The organism is Bacteroides togonis, assembly GCF_900130135.1.
Taxonomy (GTDB): Bacteria; Bacteroidota; Bacteroidia; order Bacteroidales; family Bacteroidaceae; genus Bacteroides; species Bacteroides pullorum.
The window spans coordinates 650,272-671,888 of sequence record NZ_LT670820.1 but is presented as its reverse complement, the minus strand read 5'-3'; the positions used below and the strand labels follow the sequence as shown (position 1 = coordinate 671,888).

Sequence of the window (21,617 nt, the reverse complement as noted above, 5' to 3'; positions counted from 1 at the left end):
ATGTGGTTGCAACTGATCGTCGTTTTGGCAGCCATCATTATCGGTGCCCGTCTGGGCGGCATCGGACTGGGTGTGATGGGCGGTCTGGGGCTGGCTTTGCTCTGTTTCGTTTTCGGGCTTCAGCCCACCGCCCCGCCCATCGACGTGATGCTGATGATTGTGGCCGTCATTTCGGCAGCCTCGTGTATGCAGGCTGCCGGAGGACTTGATTATATGGTGAAGTTGGCCGAGCGGATGCTGCGCAAGCATCCGTCCCGCGTCACACTGCTTAGTCCGCTTGTCACCTATCTGTTCACCTTTGTGGCGGGGACGGGGCACATCGCCTATTCCGTCCTGCCCGTGATAGCCGAAGTGGCGCGCGAGACGAAGATCCGCCCCGAGCGTCCGCTGGGCATTGCGGTCATTGCTTCGCAGCAGGCTATTACGGCCAGTCCCATCTCGGCGGCTACGGTAGCCTTGCTGGGGATGCTGGCCGGTTTCGACATCTCCCTGTTCGACATCCTGAAGATTTCCGTTCCCGCTACCTTGATAGGGGTACTGGTGGGGGCTTTCTGCTCGATGAAGGTGGGCAAGGAACTGGAGGACGATCCCGAATACCAGCGCCGTCTGAAGGAGGGCGTGATAGAAAATCGGTTGGTGGAAACCGCTTCGTCGTTCGACGTCCGTAAAGCTCGCATATCGGTGGGGATATTCCTGTTGGCCACGTTCCTGATTGTGCTGTTCGGTTCGGTCGATGCCTTGCGGCCAGTGTTCCAGTCGGACGGGAAAAATGTACCACTCGACATGCCGTCCATCATCGAAATCGTCATGCTCAGCACATCGGCCCTCATTCTGCTTGTCTGCCGGATCGACGGCATCAAGGCGGTGCAGGGAAGTATCTTCTCGGCGGGCATGCAGGCGGTGATTGCCATCTTCGGCATTGCGTGGATGGGTGATACGTTCATTGCGGGCAACCTGTCTTCACTGACTGCTTCCATCGAACACGTAGTCCAGTCCATGCCTTGGCTGTTCGGCGTGGCACTGTTCGTCATGTCCATCCTACTTTACAGTCAGGCGGCTACGATCCGGGTGGTGGTTCCGCTGGGCATTGCCTTGAGTATCTCTCCCTGGATGCTGATCGCCCTCTTTCCGGCGGTGAACGGCTATTTCTTCATCCCCAACTATCCGACGGTGGTGGCGGCCATCAATTTCGACCGGACGGGAACGACCCGCATCGGGAAATACGTCCTCAACCACTCGTTCATGATGCCGGGCCTGGTGTGTACCATCGTAAGTATCGCGGTGGGACTGTTGTTGATATGGTTGTAAATCCTTACCTTTGTGTGTATCGTTTCAATTAAGATTTGGATTATGAAAAGAAAATGTATGTGGGTGGCAGCCCTTGTGGCGGCTGCCTCTATGCAAGCACAAACGCTTGAGAAAACTACAGGTGGAATCAAATTTTCCACAGCTCAGCCCGTGCTGAACGGTGAGGTGACTTTTTATTCGCCTTCCATCGTCCGGGTCGTGAAATATCCTTCGGCAGAAATGCCTCCCAAGAAGAGTTATCCTGTTATCCTGATGCCGGGCGGGGTGGATATAACTTACCGGGAGACGGGTGATGAGGTGGTGATGCAATCGGCGTGCATGTCGGTGACACTCAATGTGCGTACGGGACAGGTGACGTATTGCGATCTGAAGGGGAATCGGTTGCTGGCCGAGAAACCTTATGGAACCAACTTCCTGCCGCGTAAGGATGTGGAGAAGGATTCCTACACCGTGAGCCAGACCTTTATGCTTCACCCCGATGAAGTGATTTATGGCCTGGGACAGCGGCAGACGGGTGTCATGAACCATCGGAACCAGCAGATTGAGTTGCGCAATGTCAATACGAATATCTGCATTCCGTATTTCACTTCGGAAAAAGGGTATGGCGTATACTGGGATAACCCCGGACTGTCGCAGTTTAACGACACGCCTTACGAGACTTCGTTCTCTTCCCAGGTGGGGTTATGCTCGGATTACTATTTCCTCTACCGCGACGGCAGCATGGACGGGGTCATTTCCGCGCTTCGTGACCTGACCGGCAAGGCTACCATGTTCCCGCTCTGGACTATGGGCTATTGGCAGTGTCGCGAACGCTACAAGAGTCCTGACGAATTGTGCAACGTGCTCGACAAGTATCGCGAACTGGGCGTGCCTCTCGATGGCATTGTGCAGGACTGGCAATATTGGGGATGCGACTCCAACTGGAATGCCATGAAGTTTATGAATCCCAGTTATATCAATAAGGTGGGCGATAAAGATTGGATGAAATACATCCCCAAAGGCCATAATGCCGATGACGAGGCTGCGCTGAGCCGGAAGCCGCGCATCAAGAGCCCGCAGGAAATGGTGGATTATGTCCACAAGAACAATGCCCATCTGATGATTTCCATTTGGGCCAGCTTCGGTCCGTGGACCGACCAGTACAAGGAACTGAAGGAGATGAACGCCTTGTTGCCTTTTGAGACGTGGCCCCTGAATTCCGGCACGACCCCTTATGACCCGTTCAATGAAAAGGCGCGCGACCTGTACTGGCGTTACCTGCGGCCGATGTATGACATGGGGATGGACGCCTGGTGGACCGATTCTACCGAACCGGATCATTTCAATGTCAAGGACAGCGACTTCGACCTGATGACGGCCGACGGTTCATTCCGTTCCGTGCACAATGCCTTCCCGTTGATGACCAACAAGGGCATCTATGAGCACCAGCGTGAAGTTTCGGACGACAAACGCCTCTTTTTGATGACACGTTCTTCGTACTTGGGGCAGCAGCACTACGGCTCGTTCAGCTGGAGCGGCGACGTGGTGTCCAACTGGCAGACCATGCGCCAGCAGATCCCCGCAGGCTTGAACTATATGCTGTGCGGCATCCCGTTCTGGACGACGGATCTGGCCGGTTTCTTCGGTTGGGAGTACAACAACGACTGGACCAATGTCGCTTACCAGGAACTGCACGTCCGCTGGTTCCAGTGGGGATGTTTCCAGCCGATGATGCGCAACCACTGTTCTTCGCCCATGCTGAACGAAATCTATCTGTTCGGAAAGGAGGGCGACTGGGCTTACGACGCGCAGAAGCGGATCATCGAGCTCCGATACCGCCTGTTGCCCTACATCTACAGTACGGCCGGCGAGGTGGTCCATCGGGATGGTGTCATGATGCGTCCGCTGGTGATGGATTTTGCGTCGGACCGCAAGGCCATCCAGCTTGACGATGAATATCTCTTCGGCCGGAGTCTGCTGGTTTGCCCCGTGACCGAACCGCTTTATACGAAGAAGGTCGAAAAGAACCGGGGAGTGGCCCTCGTGCCCGACGTGGCCAAGGCCAGCCTGCCTTTCGAGGTCTATCTGCCCGAAGGTTCCCGTTGGATTGATTTCTGGACGAACGAAATGCTGGAGGGCGGACAGGACGTGCAGCGCGAATGCCCCATCTCGCTGATACCGGTCTATGTCAAGGCCGGAAGTATTCTGCCGCTGGGGCCCGACGTGCAGTATGCCACCGAGAAGAAGTGGGACAATCTTGATATCTGTGTCTATCCCGGCGCGGACGGCGAGTTTGTCCTTTACGAAGACGAGTTCGACAACTACAATTATGAGAAAGGGATGTTCTCTACCATCCGTTTCACTTGGGACGACGCGCGGAGGGTGCTGACCATTTCCGACCGCAACGGCGAGTTCCCGCAGATGCTGAAGCGCCGCAAGTTCCGCATCACACTGATGGAGCCGGGCAAGCCCTCGGCTGAAAAGGTGCTCGGGAAGGCCGACCGTGAAGTGCGCTACGCGGGCCGCGAGATTGCTGTGCGCTTCTGAACAGAGGAAACTTTTTTAATAATTTATCGATAAATGGACATGAACAAGAAACTATTCTGCATGATGCTGTCCCTCCTGCTGGGAGGCAGTATCTTTACAGGCTGTTCCGACGAGAATTCCGGCGAAGAGCCGGGCGGTGGTTCGGAAACGCAGGAGGTGACCGAAGAAATCTATTATGCCAACATGTTCGGCAAGGACGTGATGAGCACGTTCTACTACTGGTGCGACGAAATCGGCGCCGACCTTGACGCGTGGAACATCAAGACCAACACGGACCCCATCGGGACGGTGGACCGCATCCGCTACCACGAGGGCGAGAAGTACATCGACAAGTGGTCGATGCTGACCGACGACATGGACTCCTTCACCAGCAGCGTGGAGGGCGTGTCGACCACCTTTGGCTGGAGCCTGTCGGTCTATCCGGTGAGCGCGACCAGTAACCAGTGCGTGGCAGCCGTCAACTATGTTCACGCCGGTACGCCGGCGGCCGAGGCGGGGCTGGACCGCGGCGACATCATCGTCGGCCTGAACGGCGGAAACCTGACGACGGAGAACTACCTCGACCTCTACTATGCCTCCTCGCTGAAGGTGGACCTGGGCCGCTACGAGGCCGCCACCAACACCATCTCCCCCTTGGGCAAAAGTGTGGAGCTGACCGCCCGGACGATGTACGAAGACCCCGTCCTCTGCGACTCCATCTACGAGTTCGGCGGCAAGAAGGTGGGCTACCTGGCCTATTCCAGTTTCGACCTCCATTCCATCGAGAAGCTGGTGGAGACGGCCCGCGAGTTCAAGGCGGCGGGCGTCGAGGAGCTGGTGCTCGACCTGCGCTACAACGGCGGCGGATACGTCATCACGGAGAATGTGCTGGCGTCGCTCTTCGCCCCGCAGGAGGCCGTGGACCAGAAGCTGGTGTTCGAGCAGGAGGACTACAACGACTACCTGACGGAGGAGTACCGGAAACTGGGCTACAGCCTGGAAACGCGCTTCGCCACGGAATTTGAGTATCAGGACGGGAATGTGACGAAAAAGGTCAGCACCAAGGGCGCCAACATCGGCCTGAAGAAGGTGTACGGCCTGATAGGCAGCGGCTCGGCGTCGGCGTCGGAGGCGCTGCTGGGCGGGCTGATGCCGTACATGGACGTGCAGCTCATCGGCAGCCAGACGCACGGCAAGTATTGCACGGGCTGGATGATGGCCGCGAAGGAGGCTTACGAGTCGTGCCCGAAGGCCATCGAGGACTGGGGCATCTACGTGATGGTGAGCATCTACCAGAACGCCGACGGCGAGACGCCCTGCATGCCGGACGGCATGGTGCCCGACGTGGAGGTGGCGGACGTGCCGCTGTTGCCCTACCGGCTGGGCGACGTCGACGGTGCTCGCCATGGCGGTCTGCCGGTTGACGATGCGGCTTTCTTCTTCAATCTTCTGCGCATAGAGGGTGGCGTAGTTTTCCACGCGGAGCGCGGCGGCGGTGGCCTGGATGATGGCGTTGTTCACGTCGATGTTGAACTTGTTGTGGGCGCCGAGGGTCATGTGCGTCGTGGCTAACTGTGTGATTTGTTGAACTGCCATAATGTTACATTAAATTTTAAGGTTAATATTCTGGTTAACGATATCTTCTCTCTGTTTTGTCGTGGGCGGAGCCCGACAATCCCGATTTTCTTGCCGTCTACCACGGTTGTCGGGCAGAACATCCCGATTTTCTTGCCGTCCACCGCGGTTGTCGGGCGACTATCCCGATTTTCTTGCCGTCTACCGCGGTTGACGGGCAGAACATCCCGATTTTTTTGCCGTCCACCACGGTTTTCGGGCGACTATCCCGATTTTTTTGCCGTCCACCGCGGTAAATGGGTAAAAAATCCCGATTGTCGGCTCGTTTACCACGGTTTTTGGGCGACTATCCCGATTTTTGCCCCGTCCACCGTGGTAGACGGCAAGAAAATCCCGATTGTCAGCCGTAAATGTAAGAATTTCTCCGATAAATCCCGCCATTTCCGGCGGAAAAATCGAGGGGCGGGCGAAAAGAGGGGCGGAAGCGAGGCTCAGATGCGCTTCTCCGCCCAGTTGCCCCGGCAGATGTAGCGGCGGCAGAAGAGCAGGATGAAGCCCGCGTAGACCAGCTCCGACGTCCAGCACAGCGCCACGTCGAGACGCAGGTAGAGGATGGTGAAGGTGATGTAGGCCACGTAGATGACCAGTACCGCCAGCTCCAGACAGAGCGCCGTGCGCGTGTTGCCCGTGCCCGAGACGGCCTGGAAGTAGACATTGGCAGGCACCAGCAGCAGGTAGGTGGAGCACATGACCCACAGCGAGGGAACCGCCGCCTGCCGCAGCTCGGGCAGGTCGGTGTAGACGCTCAGGATGACCTCCGGGAAGAGGGCGAACATCAGGGCCAGCGGCAGCACGAAGGCATAGGCCAGGCGGATGTGCTGGCGGATGGTGGGGCGCACGCTGTCGGAGCAGCCCGCCCCGATGAGGTTGCTCACCAGCGAGCCGCACGTCGAGGCGAAGGCCATCATCACCATGAACAGGATGCCGCTGACGCTGCGGATGATGTTCGTCACCGCCAGCGACCGCTCGCCCAGGTGCTCGATGTAGAGGAAGAACAGGAACCACGTCGACAGCGACAGGAAGTTCTGCAACATCGTCCAGAACGACACGTCGAGCATCCGCCGCAGCACCGCCCATTGCAGCCGCGGGATGCGGTCGAGCCCGTACTTGCGGCAGTCGATGCGGCAGCGGGTGTAGACCACGAAGAACACGAGCGATACCCCCTCGGCCAGCGACGAGCCGATGGCGGCTCCGGCGATGCCCAGCGCGGGCAGGCCCAGATTGCCGAAGATGAGGAGGTAGTTGAACACCACGTTGCTCACGACCATGACGACCGAGTTCAGCGTCAGCGTGCGCGTCTGCGTGGTGCCCAGGAAGAAGGCGCGGAAGATGACGGCGCTGAACGAGAAGAAGGCGCCGAACACGCGCCAGTGCAGGTAGTCCGTGGCCGCCTCGTAAATCTGCGGCGAGGCGATGATGCGCTTCAGCAGCAGGGGCGAGAAGCAGTAGGACAGCAGGAACAGCACGGCGGCCAGCCCCGTCTGGAAGTAGATGCCCTGGTAGAACAGGGACCCTATCTCGCGGTATTGTCCCTCGCCGTTGCGGCGGGCGATGAGTATCTGCGTGCCGATGCTGAAGCCGAAGGCCACCATGAAGATGACCATGTAGAACACGCCGGCGATGGCCGAGGCGCCCAGCTCCACCTCGCCCACGCGGCCCAGGAAGGCGGTGTCGGTCATCCCGATCATCTGCTCCATGATCAGGCTGACGAGGATGGGGTAGGCGATGAGCCAGATTTGCTTGTTGGTATAGTGGGTGGTCGGGGTCGTTTGCATAGGGATTCTTGTTTTCGGTTGAGTCTTGAAACGGATGACGCGGACGACACGAATCAATGGGAAAGAATCAGTGTCATCCGCGTCGTCTGCGTCGGATTTGTCATCGTGCCTCCGCGGAGGCACCGTTATGTACGTCTTTTACTTGCGGTTCTGCCGCTGCTTCATCAGCTCTTCCTGCTGCTTCTGCATGGCCTCCAGGCGGGCGGCGAAACCGGATGTCTTCATCTTCTTGGGGTCCTTCTTGTTGGCTTCCAGCTGGGCAAGGAGCTTCGCCTCGTTCGTCGTCTTGCGCAGTACGAGGGTGGTTGCCACACTGATCAGCGTCGACAGGAAGTAGTAGTAGTTCAGTCCCGAAGGATAGTCGTTCAGGATGAACAGGAACATGACGGGCATCAGGTAGGACATCCACTTCATGGCGGCCATCTGCGGGTTGGCGCCCGTGTCCTGCTGCTGCATCATGTATTTCGTGTTCAGGATGTTCGTCACCGTCATCAGCACGCAGAACAGGCTCAGGTGGTCGCCCAGGAACGGGATGCGGAACGGGAAGGTGACGAAGGCGTCATACGTCGACAGGTCGTCGGCCCAGAGGAATCCCTGCTGGCGCAGCTCGATGGCGCTCGGGATGAACATGAACAGGGCGATGAGCACCGGCATCTGGATGAGCATCGGCAGACATCCGCCCATGGGGCTGACGCCGTACTGGCTGTAGAGGGTCATGATCTCCTGCTGCTTCTTCATGGCGTCCTCCTGCTTGGGATACTTTTGGTTGATGACGTCGATTTTCGGTTTCAGCACGCGCATCTTGGCGGACGACAGGTAAGTCTTCCACGTGGCGGGGAACACGACGGCCTTCACGATGAGCGTCAGCAGGAGCAGCACCATGCCCATGCTCAGTCCCCAGCCCGACAGCCAGTCGAAGATGTTGATGATGAACCATTTGTTCACCCAGCGGAACAGCGGCCAGCCCAGGTAGACCAGCTTGTTCAGCTCCCACTCGCTGTCGCGGCCCTTGTCCAGTGCGGTCAGCGTCTTGTAGTGGTTGGGGCCGAAGTAGAAGTACATCTGCGTAGTCTCTTTTCCCGTCGGGTCGAACAGGGTGTTCATTTCGGCCGAGTAGTCCTTGATGTAGCCGCTTCCCTGTGTCTCCATCTTGGAGGCCAGCTTCGCTTTCTCGAAGTTCGCGTCCGTAATGAAGACCGATGAGAAGAACTGGTTCTTGAAGGCGATCCAGTTCAGGGGCTCGGCCACTTCTTTCTCGTCGTTTTTGGCGGCCGAGAGGTAGTCCGTCCCTTCTCCGCTGACTTTGTAGGTCAGTTCGGCCAGGCGGTTCTCGTACGTATAGCCTTTCTCGATCTGGCGTGCGCGCTGCGACCACTCGATATCGACGTGGTTGTTTCCGGCAGCCAGCAGGTTCTCCATGCCTACGGCGTGGATATTGAAATCTACCAGGTAAGAGCCTTGGCGCAAGGCGTAGTTGAAGTCGATGTAGCTGTCGGCACTGGCAACCAGGCGCATGGTGAGGGTGCTGTCCGTGCGATTGACAGCCTTGAAGTAATAATTCTGCGTCTGGATAGTCTCCCGTTTGTTATAGAACAGGAAGTTGAGGTCGATATCGTTGCCGTTGAAGAGGGTGAGCGGTGTCTTTTTGTCCTGCTCCATGTATTCCTTGAGGGTCACGGAGAACGGCGTGCCGCCTTTGGTGCAGACAGCCAGTTCCATCACGTCGTTCTGGATGGTCACTTTTTCGTTCTGTCCTTCGAGCGCGTGGAAGAACACGGAAGTGGAGTCGTTGACGGCTTCCGCTTTCTCGTTGGCAAGGGCAGCTTCCGCTTTGGCTTTCAGGTCGGCTTCGCGTTGTTGTACCAGTGCGATGGAGTCGTAGTAGCGTTGCTGGGCTTCCAACTGCTCCTTGCTGGGGCGGCTCAAGAAACTGAATCCGACCAGAAGGATCGCTATCAGCACCAGTCCGGTAATGGTATTTTTATCCATTGGGATCTTTTCTGTTAAATATGAGTATGATTAAGATGAATTAGTTGTTTGTCTGTTTCTTCTTTTCGTCTTCGTGATATTCGATGGCAGCTTTTACGAAAGATACAAACAGCGGATGCGGATGGAGCACGGTGCTGCTGTATTCGGGATGGAACTGCGTACCTACATACCAGCGGAGAGCGGGAATTTCTACGATTTCAACCAGGTCGGACTCCGGATTGATGCCCGTACACTTCATGCCGGCAGCTTCGTATTCGGCCTTGTACTGATTGTTGAACTCATAGCGGTGGCGGTGGCGTTCCTGGATGTGCTCAGTGCCGTATGCTTCGTAGGCTTTGCTTCCTTTCTGCAACACGCATTCGTAGGCACCCAGACGCATGGTTCCGCCCATGTTGGTGATGGACTTCTGTTCTTCCATGATGTCGATCACGTTGTGCGGTGTCTTCTCGTCCATCTCGCGTGAGTTGGCATCGGCATAACCCAGTACGTCGCGGGCAAACTCGATGGCAATACATTGCATACCCAGGCAGATACCGAATGTCGGGATATTGTGCGTACGTGCATACTTGATGGCTACAAACTTGCCGTTGATGCCACGTTCGCCGAATCCTGGGCCGATGAGCACGCCCGACATACCCTTCAGAGCCTCGGCGATGTTCTCGTCGGTCAGTTTCTCGCTGTTCACGAAGTCTACGGACACTTTGCGGTCGTTGTAGGTTCCAGCCTGCGAGAGGGCCTCGCGGATAGACTTGTAGGCATCCTGCAGGTCGTATTTTCCTACCAGTGCGATGTGGATAGGCTCAGTCTTCTCTGCCTTGTGGCGGCGCTCCAGGAAGCTGCGCCAGGGGCCAAGTCCCGGAGTATCGCCTACGGGAAGTCCCATCTTCTTCAGGATGGTCTCGTCCAGCTTTTGAGCCTGCATCAGGATGGGCACTTCGTAAATGGTCGGTGCGTCGATGCTTTGTACTACGGCATCTTCGTCTACGTTGCAGAACAGGGCGACTTTCTTGCGAAGGTTCAGGCTCAGTTCATGTTCGGTACGCAACACCAGGATGTCCGGTTGGATACCGGCACTTTGCAGTTCCTTGACCGAGTGCTGGGTGGGCTTGGTCTTCAGCTCGCCGGCGGCTGCCAGATAGGGAACATAAGTCAGGTGTACGCACAAGGCGTCTTTGCCCAGTTCCCACTTCAGCTGTCGGATACTTTCCAGATACGGCAGCGACTCGATATCGCCCACGGTTCCGCCGATTTCGGTAATGACGAAGTCGAATTTATATTTGTTGCCCAGCAATTTCACGTTACGTTTGATTTCGTCCGTGATGTGAGGGATGATTTGGATCGTTTTGCCTAAATAATCTCCGCGGCGTTCCTTGTCGATGACACTTTTGTAGATGCGTCCCGTTGTGATATTATTGGCTTTGGTTGTTTGTATACCCAGGAAGCGTTCGTAGTGTCCCAGGTCGAGGTCGGCCTCGTGTCCATCCACGGTTACGTAGCATTCACCGTGTTCGTACGGGTTCAGTGTACCCGGATCGATGTTGATATACGGATCAAACTTTTGGATGGTTACTTTATAACCTCTTGCTTGCAGCAATTTTCCGATGGAAGACGAAATGATTCCTTTGCCTAAAGAAGAGGCAACACCACCGGTGACGAAAATATACTTTGTTTCTCCCACAATTATATAGGTTTTAATATGTTAGATCGATTATCTTCAAAAGGTCTGCGACCTTATTCACATTTTAAGCTGCAAAATTACAAAAAAAAGAAGAGGAAGTAAATATTTTAAGCTAAATTTGTGCCCGATTCATGGATTTTAGGGCTTTATAAATTTTATGAGTTTTATGAAGAATAGAAATGTCTGCGTCGTGGCGATGCTGTCGATGATGTCCCTGTCGCTTTCGGCGCAAGTCTCTGTGACACAAAACGAATGGTCCGCCTCTTCGCGGGTAGTGGATACGCTTGTTCAGGGCAGAGCCCAGGAACAGGATACCTTGATTTCGCTTGTACCTGTTGTCCGGCTGAACTCTTTGGAGACGGATTCTTTGCAGAACGAAGCAGAACAGGCTGTTATCTCCATGCAGGCCGATTCCTTGAAGGTCGATTCTTTGTCATCGGCAGTTGTGCAGGCTGATACGGTGCGGCAGGACACGGTGCGTCAAGAGATTGTTCCTCAGGAAGTAACAACGGAGAAAAAGAAGAAAGAAGAGAAGAGCAAGAAAAAACAACCCCAATTATCGGAACTTCTTTCCCGCTATTGTGTTCTCAAGTTAAAACCCGTAGAGGGTACTTCGGAGATGGCATTGGATACAGTGTCTATCTTGTATGAAAAGAATCTGGGCGTCTTGTATTACCTGAACGATCCGGCTACCCCTGAGCGTTATATTGCGCCCGATCCCAAATACTTCCGCATGTTCTTGCCCTTTACGTTCTATTACGCACCGATGGCACAGATTTCTCAGCTGACGTGGAAGCCTTCGTTGTGGAATGATTCGGTGACCGTCTCTACTCCTGAGCCGCTCTCATTCGATCCGCAACCTTTCAGGGCCATAGAGCAAACAAACGAGATAGTGAACCGTACTCTGCTTGCCGCCTATCCCTACTGTTCGAAACAGGTGGTACTGACAGAGGATGAAGTGATGTTAGGGCCCAGTTACAATGACGATATCCAGAAAGAGGCTTCTTCCAAACCTTCAGTAACGAAGCTGATCAAGAAGAAACACATCGATATAAACGAAGAGGCAGGAGTCATCATCCGAAAGCCTAATTGGTGGATAACTTCAGGAAGTGGTTCGTTACAGTTCTCTCAAAATAGCATTTCGAAGAACTGGTACAAGGGAGGTGAAAGTTCGAACGCTGTATTGATCAATCTCCTGCTAAAGGCCAATTACAATGATCATGTGCGCGTAGAGTGGGAAAATCTGTTGGAGATTAAGACCAATGTAAACTCGGCACCTTCGGATACGTGCCACAATTTCTTGGTAACCAGCGACCAGCTTCGCTTGTATAGCAAGATGGGTATTAAGGCTTTTTCCAAGTGGTATTATACTATTTCTACCGAACTGAAAACGCAGATACTTAATTCATATGGGAAAAACAGCATGGACCTGAAAGCAGCCTTCCTGGCTCCGTTCGATTGGTCGACCAGCCTTGGTATGGACTATAAGTTGGAGAAATCGAAGTATAAATTGTCTGTCTTTCTGGCACCTTTGACCCATACGATGCGTTACATCGGAAATAAGAAAGTAAGCGAAACCAGTTACGGTTTGGATGAAGGTTCTACTGTGAAGCACAATTTTGGTTCGCAGATTCAGACGAATTTTGAGTGGACTATCATTTCTTCCATTAAATGGAAGACCCGTCTTGATTACTTGACGAGTTATGAATGGATTCGTGCAGAATGGGAAAACGATATCAATTTTATTCTGACTCGGTTCTTATCAGCAAAATTGTATGTACTGGCCCGTTTCGATGACGGTACAAAACCTACGGTAGGTGATAATTATTTGCAGGCTACCGAGACGCTTGGTTTTGGTTTCAATTACACATGGTAGACAGAATGCATTTACATTAATCGGTTTTATCAGAATAATTGATGGGGTATCGTGAAAGCTTGAAGGCATTTCCTCATTTTTGTTTCCTCGGTTACATTCAATAGAAAGCAATGCTTTGCGATGAAGAAAACGATGTTTTTCTTCCTGTAAAGCATTGCTTTTTTATTTGTGGCTCTTTTTACTTTCTTTGAAAGAGTGGTTTCCTCTATTTCTGCCAAGTTCTTCTTTAGCCTTGTAAAGTCCCTCTTTAGCATTCTAAAGTGGCACTTTACGCGGCTAAAGTAGATGTTTGCAAACACCATGTTCGCAATTTCATTTTTTTCAATAAGTTTTCATCGGAAGTGAATTAGGGTATTATAGACTTCTATTTGTGGAAAATTGAACACATGTGAATGGCAGTTTATCTCTATTTTTGCGGCGAAGTTTTAAACAGGATAGTTTACGATTAAAGATAAAAGAGGCCTTATATGGCTTTTTGAAAGGTTTTTGTAGGCTAAATCTTGATTTGTATAGGCTTTGTAAGGTAGATGAAGTCTATTACTTCTGTAAACTATTTACAGGTTTGTATAGTAAAAAATATTGCATTGTTTAATCCTGAGGAAATAAATTGGAGAATGAAACCTGTACTTATGAGATGGGACGTGCTCCTTATATGGAGGCAAGCGCAGGAATCGAAAATATTTTTAATTTCCTGAGCATAGATTATGTCTGGCGATTAAATTATCGTAACCATCCAGATATTCAGAAGAGTGGAATACGAATGACAATGGCATTGTCTTTCTGAAGCCTTACCGGGTGTTCGTTCAGCCCGTCGAACAGTTCGAAAGCTTCTCCGAGCGTTGAGACAGCCCGTCGAACAGTTCGAAAGCTTCTCCGAGCGTTGGGACAGCCCGTCGAACTGTTTGAAAGTCTCTCCGCACGTTGGGGCGGTCCGTCGAACTGTTCGACGGACGTGCGTGCATGTATGTTTCGGTGTGGAAATTCTCCCGGCGGTTCGTGAGCGGACGTCATGATTATCCCTTTGCCTCTTGATAGAGGAAACGCTTGATGCTCTTCTTTGCCGTCTTTTCGAATTCTTCGAAATGGATTTTGACTTTCGTAATCTGACAATAGGCGGGGAGTTGCTGGTTCAATTCAATACGGTTTTGTTCCATAGCTTCTTCCACGTCCGATTGCTGCAAGCCACGCGCGAAAGCTTCATCAAAGTCTGGATAGATAAGTGCGACTAACTTGTCTTTTTGTAAGACAATGAGTGACTCGGATACATAGGGCATGTTGTTCAGTCGGCTTTCGATTTCTTCTGGATAAATGTTTTGTCCGCTGGCGGTCAAGAGCATGTTTTTGCTGCGTCCGCGGACGGTAACATTACCTTCTGCATCCATTGTGGCCAAGTCGCCAGTATGAAGCCAGCCGTTTACATCGATGATTTGTGCGGTCGCTTCCGGATTTTTGTAATAACCTAACATCAGGTTTTCGCCACGGCAGATGATTTCGCCTGCACGGTTGACTGGGTCGGGAGAGTCGATGCGTACTTCCATACGTGAAGCAGCTTTGCCACAAGAAGCCAATTTCAAGTCTTGCCAGCGACTCGAACAAATAATAGGGCCACATTCCGTCATACCGTATGCAATGGTATAGGGGAAGCCGATTTGCTTGAGGAAACGCTCTACGTCGGCATTGAAAGGGGCACCTCCAATGATGATATCATTGAACTCACCTCCAAAGATTTCCATAGCAGCTTTACATGCGGAGGCTTTTATCTTATCATTTACCAAAGGAACGTGCAACAGCAGTTTGCCGATTGTATTGTCCAAGCGTGGTAGGATGTTTTTCTTAATGATTTTCTCAACAATAAGAGGCACACACGAGATGAGTCGTGGACGTATTTCTGCAAATGATTGGGCTATGATTTTAGGCGATGGCATGCGCGTCAGGAAATAGAGATGTGCTCCTTGACAAATGCCATAAAGAAAGTCGTAGACCATGCCGAATACATGTCCCAAAGGAAGCATGGATACGATACGGTCACCAGGCTGAATGGGACGCATCTCATAACAGTAATCTACATTGGAACGGATACTGTGGTAGGGGAGCATGACACCTTTGGAATAGCCTGTAGTTCCGGAGGTATAGTTGATGATGGCCAGCTCTTCCGGAGATTCTTCTTTGCGGTAACGGACATGTTCTGGACGGAAATTCTTCGGATAGCGTTGCCCATAGATGGCATTACGGTTATCAAAAGCTTCTGTTAGTCGTTCATCACGTGAAACTACTGGTGTGAAATCGGTCAGAAGTACAACACCGATAAGGTTAGGCATGCGGTCCTCATTCAGATTTTCCCAGGCTTGATCGCCTACAAAAAGCAGTTTAGCTTCAGAGTGGTTCACGATGTTGTGGATATTGTCTGCCTTGAATTCGTGCAAAATAGGAACGATAACAGCTCCGTAAGTAATGGTTGCCAAAAAAGTAACAGCCCAATGAGCACTGTTGCGTCCGCAGACTGCAATCTTGTCACCGGGCTTGATACCTGCCCTTTCCAACACGATGTGGAATTTGGCTATTTTTCTTGCAACATCCTTATATTGTAGGGTCGCTCCGTTATAATCGGTCAGGGCATTACGATCCCAATTTCGGGCGATGCTCTGTTCGATATACCCGATGAAGCTTTTTTTTGATTCCATTGGTCCTATTTTGCGCGTTTATTTAAAAACTGTGCAAAGATAGGGCTTCTGGTTATCTCCTGCAAGCAGTTTTTGTTATTTTATTGGTCGGCGTAATTTTGATGATGGTCTTAATTACTTATTTTCTGGTCTTTTCGGAAATGAGAAGTAATTTGTCGCCTTCCTGAAGTTTCAATGATCCGTTTGGTATTAGGTATTCATCATTCCGCTTTACAATCATTACCAGAGTCCCTTGAGGCAAGTTCATATCTTTCAGGGTAGAAGCTTTAGCGAGGATTTCAGTTGTGATAGTCATATCGTGAAGGTCGGAGCCTATTTCTTCGGGTAATTCTACACCAAATTCATTGCCAGTTTTGGGTTGCGGCATGGAAAGGCCCAGCATACGTGATAGAGAGGTGATTGTTGTTCCTTGGACGATCAGCGACAGAATGGTAATGAAGAATACGATATTAAAGATGCTGTTTGCTCCAGGCATTTCGGCTACGACAGGATAAGTGGCAAAGATAATAGGTACGGCTCCACGCAGGCCTACCCAAGATACAAAAAGACGTGACTTTTGAGTTATTTTTTTTCCAAAAGGCAATAAACTGATATACACGCTGAGAGGACGTCCTACGAGAACCATGAATACGCCGATGAGCAGGGCTACGGCTGCTACTTCGAGCATTTCGTGAGGATTTACCAATAAACCCAGGCAAAGGAACATAATAATCTGGAAAAGCCAGGTCAGACCGTCCATAAAGGTATTGATTTCTTTGCGATTGGCAATTTTATGGTTACCAACCATCATGCCTGCCAAATAAACGGCCAAATACCCGTTTCCGTTCAGGAGGCTGGTCGTGGAAAAAGTGAAGAAGATGAAAGCTAACAATAGAATAGGGTAGAGGGCAGGATTGTCGATATTGAGCTTATTCAGCATGATGATGGCTAGTTTTCCAAACAGGTAACCTGCGGCCACTCCAACAGCAAACTGTACGATGAAAGACCCTGCTATCTGTAACCATCCCATTCCTCCCATCTGGGCCAGTTGGACGAGAACAATAGTCAGCATGTAGGCCATCGGATCATTACTTCCGCTTTCTAGTTCGAGCATAGGTCGTAAATTGTACTTCAAATTGATCTTTTGTGATCTCAGAATGGAAAAGACGGAAGCGGAATCGGTAGACGACATGGTGGCCGCCAGCAATAATGATGGGATGAGCGAAAAATGGATATTGGTCCAGCTCATACCTGAAAGCCACCAGATAAAAAGGCCTGTAAATAAAGTGGTAAAAAGTACGCCTACCGTTGAAAGCATGATACCAGGAGCTAGTACCGGCCTGATGTCGCTGAATTTGGTATCCATACCACCCGTAAACAGGATGATGCTGAGGGCGACCATGCCGATGAATTGGGCTGCCTTCATATTGTAGAATTGAATACCCAATCCGTCGCTTCCGAAAAGCATACCTACTACCAAAAATAATAGTAAAGTAGGGACACCAAAACGATAGCCGGTCTTTCCAGCCAATATACTGACAAAAAGCAGGATAGAACCTGCGAGTAGGATATTTTCAGGAGTAAAAAGCATAATGTTGAATCTTTTGGATTTGTTTATGATTTAATTGAATTTAAGTACAAATGTAGTTTCTTTTCCGTCACTTTTTAAAGTGAGGCTACCTCCCGACAAACGCATGATCTGACGTGAGATACTTAATCCTACACCACTACCTTCTTCGCGTGTGGTGAAGAAAGGTACAAAAATGTGGCTTTCTACGTCGGGTGGGATAGGTGGTCCGTTGTTCTTTATTTCGATGACGACGGCTTCTTCTTCGTTGCAGTAGGCATGGATGCGGATGTATTTCTCTTTTTTATCTTTATTTTCGCTTTCGATAGCCTGTACTGCGTTTTTCAAAAGATTGGTCATTACTTGAGAAATCAGATTCTCATCTGCATACAGGATAAGGTCATCAGGAGTGATTTCTGTTAGAAAGGCAATACTGGAGTTTGGATACTGATGGCGGGCCAGGTTAATCATACGTTTGGTGAAATCCTTTACATAGAACAATCCTGGTATTGGTGACGGAATGTGTGTGAACTGCCGGTAGGATTCAACAAAAGCCAACAGGCTCTGACCTGTGGCACGAATGGTCTGAAGTCCGCCTTGTAGTTCGTCGCGATTGATTTCTTTTTCATTCTTGGTAAGTTGCAATAGAGTTTCGCTCAGGGAAGTAATGGGGGTGACAGAGTTCATGATTTCGTGTGTCAGTACTCTGGTGAGTTTGTTCCACGAGTCCATTTCTTTTTCATCCAGTTCATTATGGATATCGTTTAAGGCCAGTATGCGGAGATGATCTCCATGAAGTACAATTTCGCTAACGTGTACAGCTAAATTTTTTGTTCCTCTTTCGTTGCAGATGGGGACTTGTAGTTTATTACCTGCATGGCAATCTTTCAACAGGCTGGCCAGCTTTTTGTCGATGCGTTCCAGTTGGATAATGTGAGTCAGTACGTCCGTACCTAACAGTCGTAAGGCGCCATTGTTTTTTTGGCAGATGACACCTTTATCATTGAGCACAATGATGCCTGTATCTACGCAATTTAATATTAGTTCATAATATTTTTCTTGTTGAGCAGTTTCTGTCTTAACTTGATATAAAATTTGGGCAACCCGATTGATAGCATGGTTTACGAGCCGACTGTCGGGGGTACCGTTATCTTCTGCGAAGTGAATAGATGTATCATTGTTTTCGATGGCATCAAGAAGGAAGAGCACTTTTCGGGCATGTTGTCTATATAACTGCAATTGCCAGTATAGCACTACAGGCAACAGAGCGGTTAGGAAGAGGGCTAAAAGGAATTTGCTTTCCGATAGCTGTAGTCCGGAAGTGGCAATGAGACAGACAGCCCATGCAAATCCTGCCGCAAGTGCTGTTACAAGGCTGACGGTTGTGCGAAAAGAATAATATTGGGAAAGGTTGCGGAAACTCATGATTTCTGTTTGGAATTAAAGTCCGTATCTTTTCATCTTGTTATATAAGGTTTGTCGGCTAATGCCCAAACTGGCTGCTACAGCTGATAGATTACCTTCACAATTTTGTAATGCCTTCGCTATCATTTGTCGCTCCATTGCCTCCAGCGTAGAGACTTGGGGAAGTTCCATGGTTGTCCGAGCTGGCGAATGTGCTAACTGAAAGCAATCAGTCGTCAGGGTAGTGCCGTCGCAAATGATGACTGCCTTTTCGATGGTGTGTTCCAATTCACGGATGTTGCCATACCATGGATGCTTTAAGAGCTTTTCGCATGAATCGTCAGGCAGTTTAAGCGATTTTTTGTGATATTGTTGACAAAAACGGCAGATAAATTGTTCAGCAAGAGGCAGAATATCTTCTGTTCGTTGACGTAGAGGTGGTATTTCCAGATGGATCGTGTTTATGCGGTAAAGCAAGTCTTCACGAAATTCACCTCGTTTTACCATATCGGGTAGGTTGCGGTTGGTTGCGCAAATTAGGCGTATGTTGACGGGGATGGGCAGATTGCTTCCTACTTTGACAACGGCTTTCTGTTGGATGGCTGTAAGCAATTTGGCTTGCAGATGGAAAGGCAGATTACCTATTTCGTCAAGAAATAAGGAACTGTCGTTAGCAGCTTCAAATTTGCCTGTACGCTCATTCCGTGCGTCAGTAAAAGCTCCTTTTACATGACCGAAAAGCTCGCTTTCAAACAATGTTTCCGTCAAAGCACCCATATCTACAGTGATCATCTCGTGATGACGGCGCGATGAAAGATGGTGTATTTCTCGTGCAAGCATTTCTTTTCCTGTACCATTCTCACCGGTTATCAGTACATTGGCATCGGTGTCTGCTATTTTTTCTACAAGATGTCTTAGACGGTTCATGGCAGCACTTTCCCCCCAATACATCGGCATCCTTTCTTGTTTTACCTGTGGTCTCTCGGAAGGTATGGCAGCTGCAAGCAAGGTCTCAATCAGTTTATCGTTATCCCATGGCTTTACCACAAAGTCCGTAGCTCCTTCCTTGATTCCGCGTACGGCTAGGCTGATGTCTGCGTAGGCTGTAAACAGTACTACAGGAATATACGGTTTCATTTTCTTTATTTCATGCAGCCAGTAGAGGCCTTCATTGCCGTTGTTGATTCCTGCCTTAAAGTTCATGTCGAGTAGTATGACTTGCCAATCTGTAGTGTTTAGGCATGTCGGTAGAGTGGCAGGTGAGGAGAGGGCTTCTATGCGGTCGAAGTGAGGCTTTAGCAGCAATTGCAAAGCGTCGCGTACGCCGCGGTTGTCGTCTATAATGAGTATGTTTCCGGCTTTTTTCATCTTGATTTTCGCAATGCTTGTCAGTTTTAGCAGGCAAATATACGTTTTTTTTGTGGATAATCTTTTTGCAATTAGATTTCTGATTAGGGTAAACAAAATGATTTTGTCTTAGATTGTTTTTTTCGTCTGTTTCTTACCGGCTGTTACAGTTTTTTTGTATTTTTGGGCAATAAAAGACTGAAACTTTTAAAAAACATACATATTATGATGACACCACAAGACAAAGAGATGCTTGAAAAAAAGGGCATCAGTGAAAAACAAATTGAAGAACAGTTGGCTTGCTTCGAAAAGGGATTTCCTTATCTGAAACTGGCTGCTGCGGCTTCTGTAGAGAACGGAATCTTTGCTCCTGCTATCGATGAACAGAAAAAGTATTTAGACGCATGGGATGCTTACATGCAGACAGACAAGACGGTTGTGAAGTTTGTTCCTGCTTCTGGAGCTGCCAGTCGTATGTTTAAGAACTTATTCGAATTTTTGGGAGCTGAATATGATATGCCGCAGACGTCTTTTGAAAAGACTTTTTTTGAGAAAATCGAAAAGTTTGCATTCTATGCTGATTTGGAAGAAGCCTGTCTGAAGACGACTGGTAAGAAAATAGCTGAACTGACAGGTGAAGGAAATTACAAGGCTGTAGTTGCTGCTTTGTTGGAATCTGCCGGATTGAATTATGGCGCTCTTCCCAAAGGTTTGCTGAAATTCCATAAATACGAAGACGGTAATCGTACTCCAGTTGAAGAACATCTGGTAGAAGGGGCTCTTTATGCGGCTAATAAGAATGGAAAAGTGAACGTACATTTTACGGTATCACCCGAACATCGTGCACTGTTCAAGGAACTTGTTGATAAAAAGGCTGCTGCTTATGCCAAAAAATATGGTGTGGATTATAATATTAGTTTTTCCGAACAAAAGCCCAGCACAGATACTATTGCTGCAGATATGGAGAACAAACCTTTCCGTGATAATGGGAAACTCCTTTTCCGTCCGGGAGGTCACGGGGCATTGATCGAGAACTTGAATGACTTGGATGCAGATATCGTCTTCATCAAAAACATCGACAACGTAGTACCCGACAAGTTGAAGGGTGATACCGTATTATATAAGAAGCTGATAGCCGGTGTATTGGTTGCTTTACAGCAAAAGGCATTTGCCTATCTGCAGTTGCTCGACAGTGGAAAATATTCTCACGAACAAGTTCTTGAGATGCTTCAATTCCTCCAGAAAAAACTTCATTGCAAGAATCCGGAGGTGAAGAATTTTGAGGATTCTGAGCTGGCTATCTATCTGAAAAAGAAACTCAACCGACCGATGCGTGTATGCGGTATGGTAAAGAATGTGGGTGAACCTGGTGGTGGACCGTTCCTGGCTTACAATAGTGACGGAACCATTTCATTGCAGATTTTGGAAAGTTCTCAGATAGACATGAAAGATCCTGAAAAGAAAGAAATGTTCGAAAAAGGGACGCACTTCAATCCTGTTGATCTGGTTTGTGCAATACGCGATTATAAAGGAAACAAGTTCGACCTGACGAAATATGTGGATAAGGCGACTGGGTTTATTTCATATAAGTCGAAGAATGGAAAAGAACTGAAGGCTCTCGAACTTCCAGGTTTGTGGAACGGTGCTATGAGCGATTGGAATACCATATTTGTAGAAGTTCCTTTAAGTACATTTAATCCTGTGAAGACTGTAAACGATTTGCTGAGAGAACAGCATCAATAAATGAGTGTTGAATTTGAAAATTTCAGAGGCTGTTTCAGAACAAAAGAAAGAGACAAATTATCTGTCTCAATATCTCTTTTGTTTTGAAACATCCTCTTTGTCATTACAAAAGATATATTTAAAAGACAGA

14 protein-coding genes are annotated in these 21,617 nt (G+C 49.8%); 5 read left to right on the top strand and 9 right to left on the bottom strand.

Going from position 1 to position 21,617, the window contains the following annotated elements; genetic code table 11:
* Genes BQ8005_RS02965 through BQ8005_RS02955 form a run of 3 tightly spaced genes read left to right on the top strand, consistent with a single transcriptional unit; the run spans position 1 to position 5,385 of the window.
* The gene (locus BQ8005_RS02965) at positions 1 to 1,308 is read left to right on the top strand and encodes an anaerobic C4-dicarboxylate transporter family protein (RefSeq protein WP_075316991.1); all 1,308 of its coding nucleotides are present in this window, start codon (positions 1 to 3) and stop codon (positions 1,306 to 1,308) included.
* Positions 1,309 to 1,350: 42 nt separating this feature from the next.
* A complete protein-coding gene (locus BQ8005_RS02960; protein WP_075316990.1) occupies positions 1,351 to 3,834 on the top strand; it encodes a glycoside hydrolase family 31 protein in 2,484 nt (827 codons plus the stop codon).
* Between the two features lie 39 nt (positions 3,835 to 3,873).
* Positions 3,874 to 5,385, top strand: a complete 1,512-nt coding sequence (locus tag BQ8005_RS02955; RefSeq protein WP_083610594.1) for a S41 family peptidase — start codon at positions 3,874 to 3,876, stop codon at positions 5,383 to 5,385.
* A gap of 494 nt (positions 5,386 to 5,879) precedes the next feature.
* Here the strand turns inward: BQ8005_RS02955 and BQ8005_RS02945 are convergent, their stop codons facing one another.
* The 3 genes from BQ8005_RS02945 to BQ8005_RS02935 form a co-directional block, all read right to left on the bottom strand.
* Positions 5,880 to 7,223, bottom strand: coding sequence for an MATE family efflux transporter (locus BQ8005_RS02945; RefSeq protein WP_075316987.1), 1,344 nt, complete (start codon positions 7,221 to 7,223; stop codon positions 5,880 to 5,882).
* 138 nt (positions 7,224 to 7,361) lie between these two features.
* Positions 7,362 to 9,212, bottom strand: coding sequence for a membrane protein insertase YidC (yidC, locus tag BQ8005_RS02940; RefSeq protein ID WP_075316986.1), 1,851 nt, complete (start codon positions 9,210 to 9,212; stop codon positions 7,362 to 7,364).
* Positions 9,213 to 9,252: 40 nt separating this feature from the next.
* Entirely contained in the window at positions 9,253 to 10,890 is a 1,638-nt protein-coding gene (locus BQ8005_RS02935) for a CTP synthase (protein ID WP_075316985.1), read from the bottom strand.
* Positions 10,891 to 11,056: 166 nt separating this feature from the next.
* Here BQ8005_RS02935 and BQ8005_RS02930 point away from each other — a divergent pair, with 166 nt between their 5' ends.
* Positions 11,057 to 12,766 (top strand): DUF3078 domain-containing protein, encoded by a 1,710-nt coding sequence (locus tag BQ8005_RS02930; RefSeq protein ID WP_234983988.1) that lies wholly within the window; start codon positions 11,057 to 11,059, stop codon positions 12,764 to 12,766.
* Between the two features lie 29 nt (positions 12,767 to 12,795).
* Here the strand turns inward: BQ8005_RS02930 and BQ8005_RS02925 are convergent, their stop codons facing one another.
* The 6 genes from BQ8005_RS02925 to BQ8005_RS02905 all read right to left on the bottom strand — a co-directional run bounded on the left by BQ8005_RS02925 (position 12,796) and on the right by BQ8005_RS02905 (position 19,765).
* Positions 12,796 to 13,068, bottom strand: coding sequence for a hypothetical protein (locus tag BQ8005_RS02925; RefSeq protein ID WP_075316984.1), 273 nt, complete (start codon positions 13,066 to 13,068; stop codon positions 12,796 to 12,798).
* A gap of 439 nt (positions 13,069 to 13,507) precedes the next feature.
* A complete protein-coding gene (locus tag BQ8005_RS17490; protein WP_200806320.1) occupies positions 13,508 to 13,777 on the bottom strand; it encodes a hypothetical protein in 270 nt (89 codons plus the stop codon).
* Positions 13,778 to 13,779: 2 nt separating this feature from the next.
* A complete protein-coding gene (locus tag BQ8005_RS02920) occupies positions 13,780 to 15,447 on the bottom strand; it encodes a long-chain fatty acid--CoA ligase (RefSeq protein WP_075316983.1) in 1,668 nt (555 codons plus the stop codon).
* A gap of 118 nt (positions 15,448 to 15,565) precedes the next feature.
* Positions 15,566 to 17,017, bottom strand: coding sequence for a potassium/proton antiporter (locus BQ8005_RS02915; RefSeq protein WP_075316982.1), 1,452 nt, complete (start codon positions 17,015 to 17,017; stop codon positions 15,566 to 15,568).
* Positions 17,018 to 17,047: 30 nt separating this feature from the next.
* Positions 17,048 to 18,418, bottom strand: a complete 1,371-nt coding sequence (locus BQ8005_RS02910; protein ID WP_075316981.1) for a sensor histidine kinase — start codon at positions 18,416 to 18,418, stop codon at positions 17,048 to 17,050.
* Positions 18,419 to 18,433: 15 nt separating this feature from the next.
* On the bottom strand, positions 18,434 to 19,765 hold the full coding sequence (locus tag BQ8005_RS02905) for a sigma-54-dependent transcriptional regulator (RefSeq protein ID WP_075316980.1): 1,332 nt from the start codon (positions 19,763 to 19,765) through the stop codon (positions 18,434 to 18,436).
* Positions 19,766 to 19,969: 204 nt separating this feature from the next.
* Between BQ8005_RS02905 and BQ8005_RS02900 the strand changes: the two genes are divergently transcribed.
* A complete protein-coding gene (locus BQ8005_RS02900; RefSeq protein ID WP_021848534.1) occupies positions 19,970 to 21,487 on the top strand; it encodes a DUF4301 family protein in 1,518 nt (505 codons plus the stop codon).
* Positions 21,488 to 21,617: the final 130 nt, after the last annotated feature.

Coding starts and splice junctions, on each gene's coding strand:
- BQ8005_RS02960 (WP_075316990.1), top strand. CDS start 1,351: ATGAAAAGAAAATGTATGTGGGTGGCAGCCCTTGTGGCGGCTGCCTCT.
- BQ8005_RS02930 (WP_234983988.1), top strand. CDS start 11,057: ATGAAGAATAGAAATGTCTGCGTCGTGGCGATGCTGTCGATGATGTCC.
- BQ8005_RS02955 (WP_083610594.1), top strand. CDS start 3,874: ATGAACAAGAAACTATTCTGCATGATGCTGTCCCTCCTGCTGGGAGGC.
- BQ8005_RS02910 (WP_075316981.1), bottom strand. CDS start 18,418: ATGAGTTTCCGCAACCTTTCCCAATATTATTCTTTTCGCACAACCGTC.
- BQ8005_RS02920 (WP_075316983.1), bottom strand. CDS start 15,447: ATGGAATCAAAAAAAAGCTTCATCGGGTATATCGAACAGAGCATCGCC.
- BQ8005_RS02965 (WP_075316991.1), top strand. CDS start 1: ATGTGGTTGCAACTGATCGTCGTTTTGGCAGCCATCATTATCGGTGCC.
- BQ8005_RS02900 (WP_021848534.1), top strand. CDS start 19,970: ATGATGACACCACAAGACAAAGAGATGCTTGAAAAAAAGGGCATCAGT.
- BQ8005_RS02925 (WP_075316984.1), bottom strand. CDS start 13,068: ATGGTGTTTGCAAACATCTACTTTAGCCGCGTAAAGTGCCACTTTAGA.
- BQ8005_RS02905 (WP_075316980.1), bottom strand. CDS start 19,765: ATGAAAAAAGCCGGAAACATACTCATTATAGACGACAACCGCGGCGTA.
- BQ8005_RS17490 (WP_200806320.1), bottom strand. CDS start 13,777: ATGACGTCCGCTCACGAACCGCCGGGAGAATTTCCACACCGAAACATA.
- BQ8005_RS02945 (WP_075316987.1), bottom strand. CDS start 7,223: ATGCAAACGACCCCGACCACCCACTATACCAACAAGCAAATCTGGCTC.
- yidC (WP_075316986.1), bottom strand. CDS start 9,212: ATGGATAAAAATACCATTACCGGACTGGTGCTGATAGCGATCCTTCTG.
- BQ8005_RS02915 (WP_075316982.1), bottom strand. CDS start 17,017: ATGCTTTTTACTCCTGAAAATATCCTACTCGCAGGTTCTATCCTGCTT.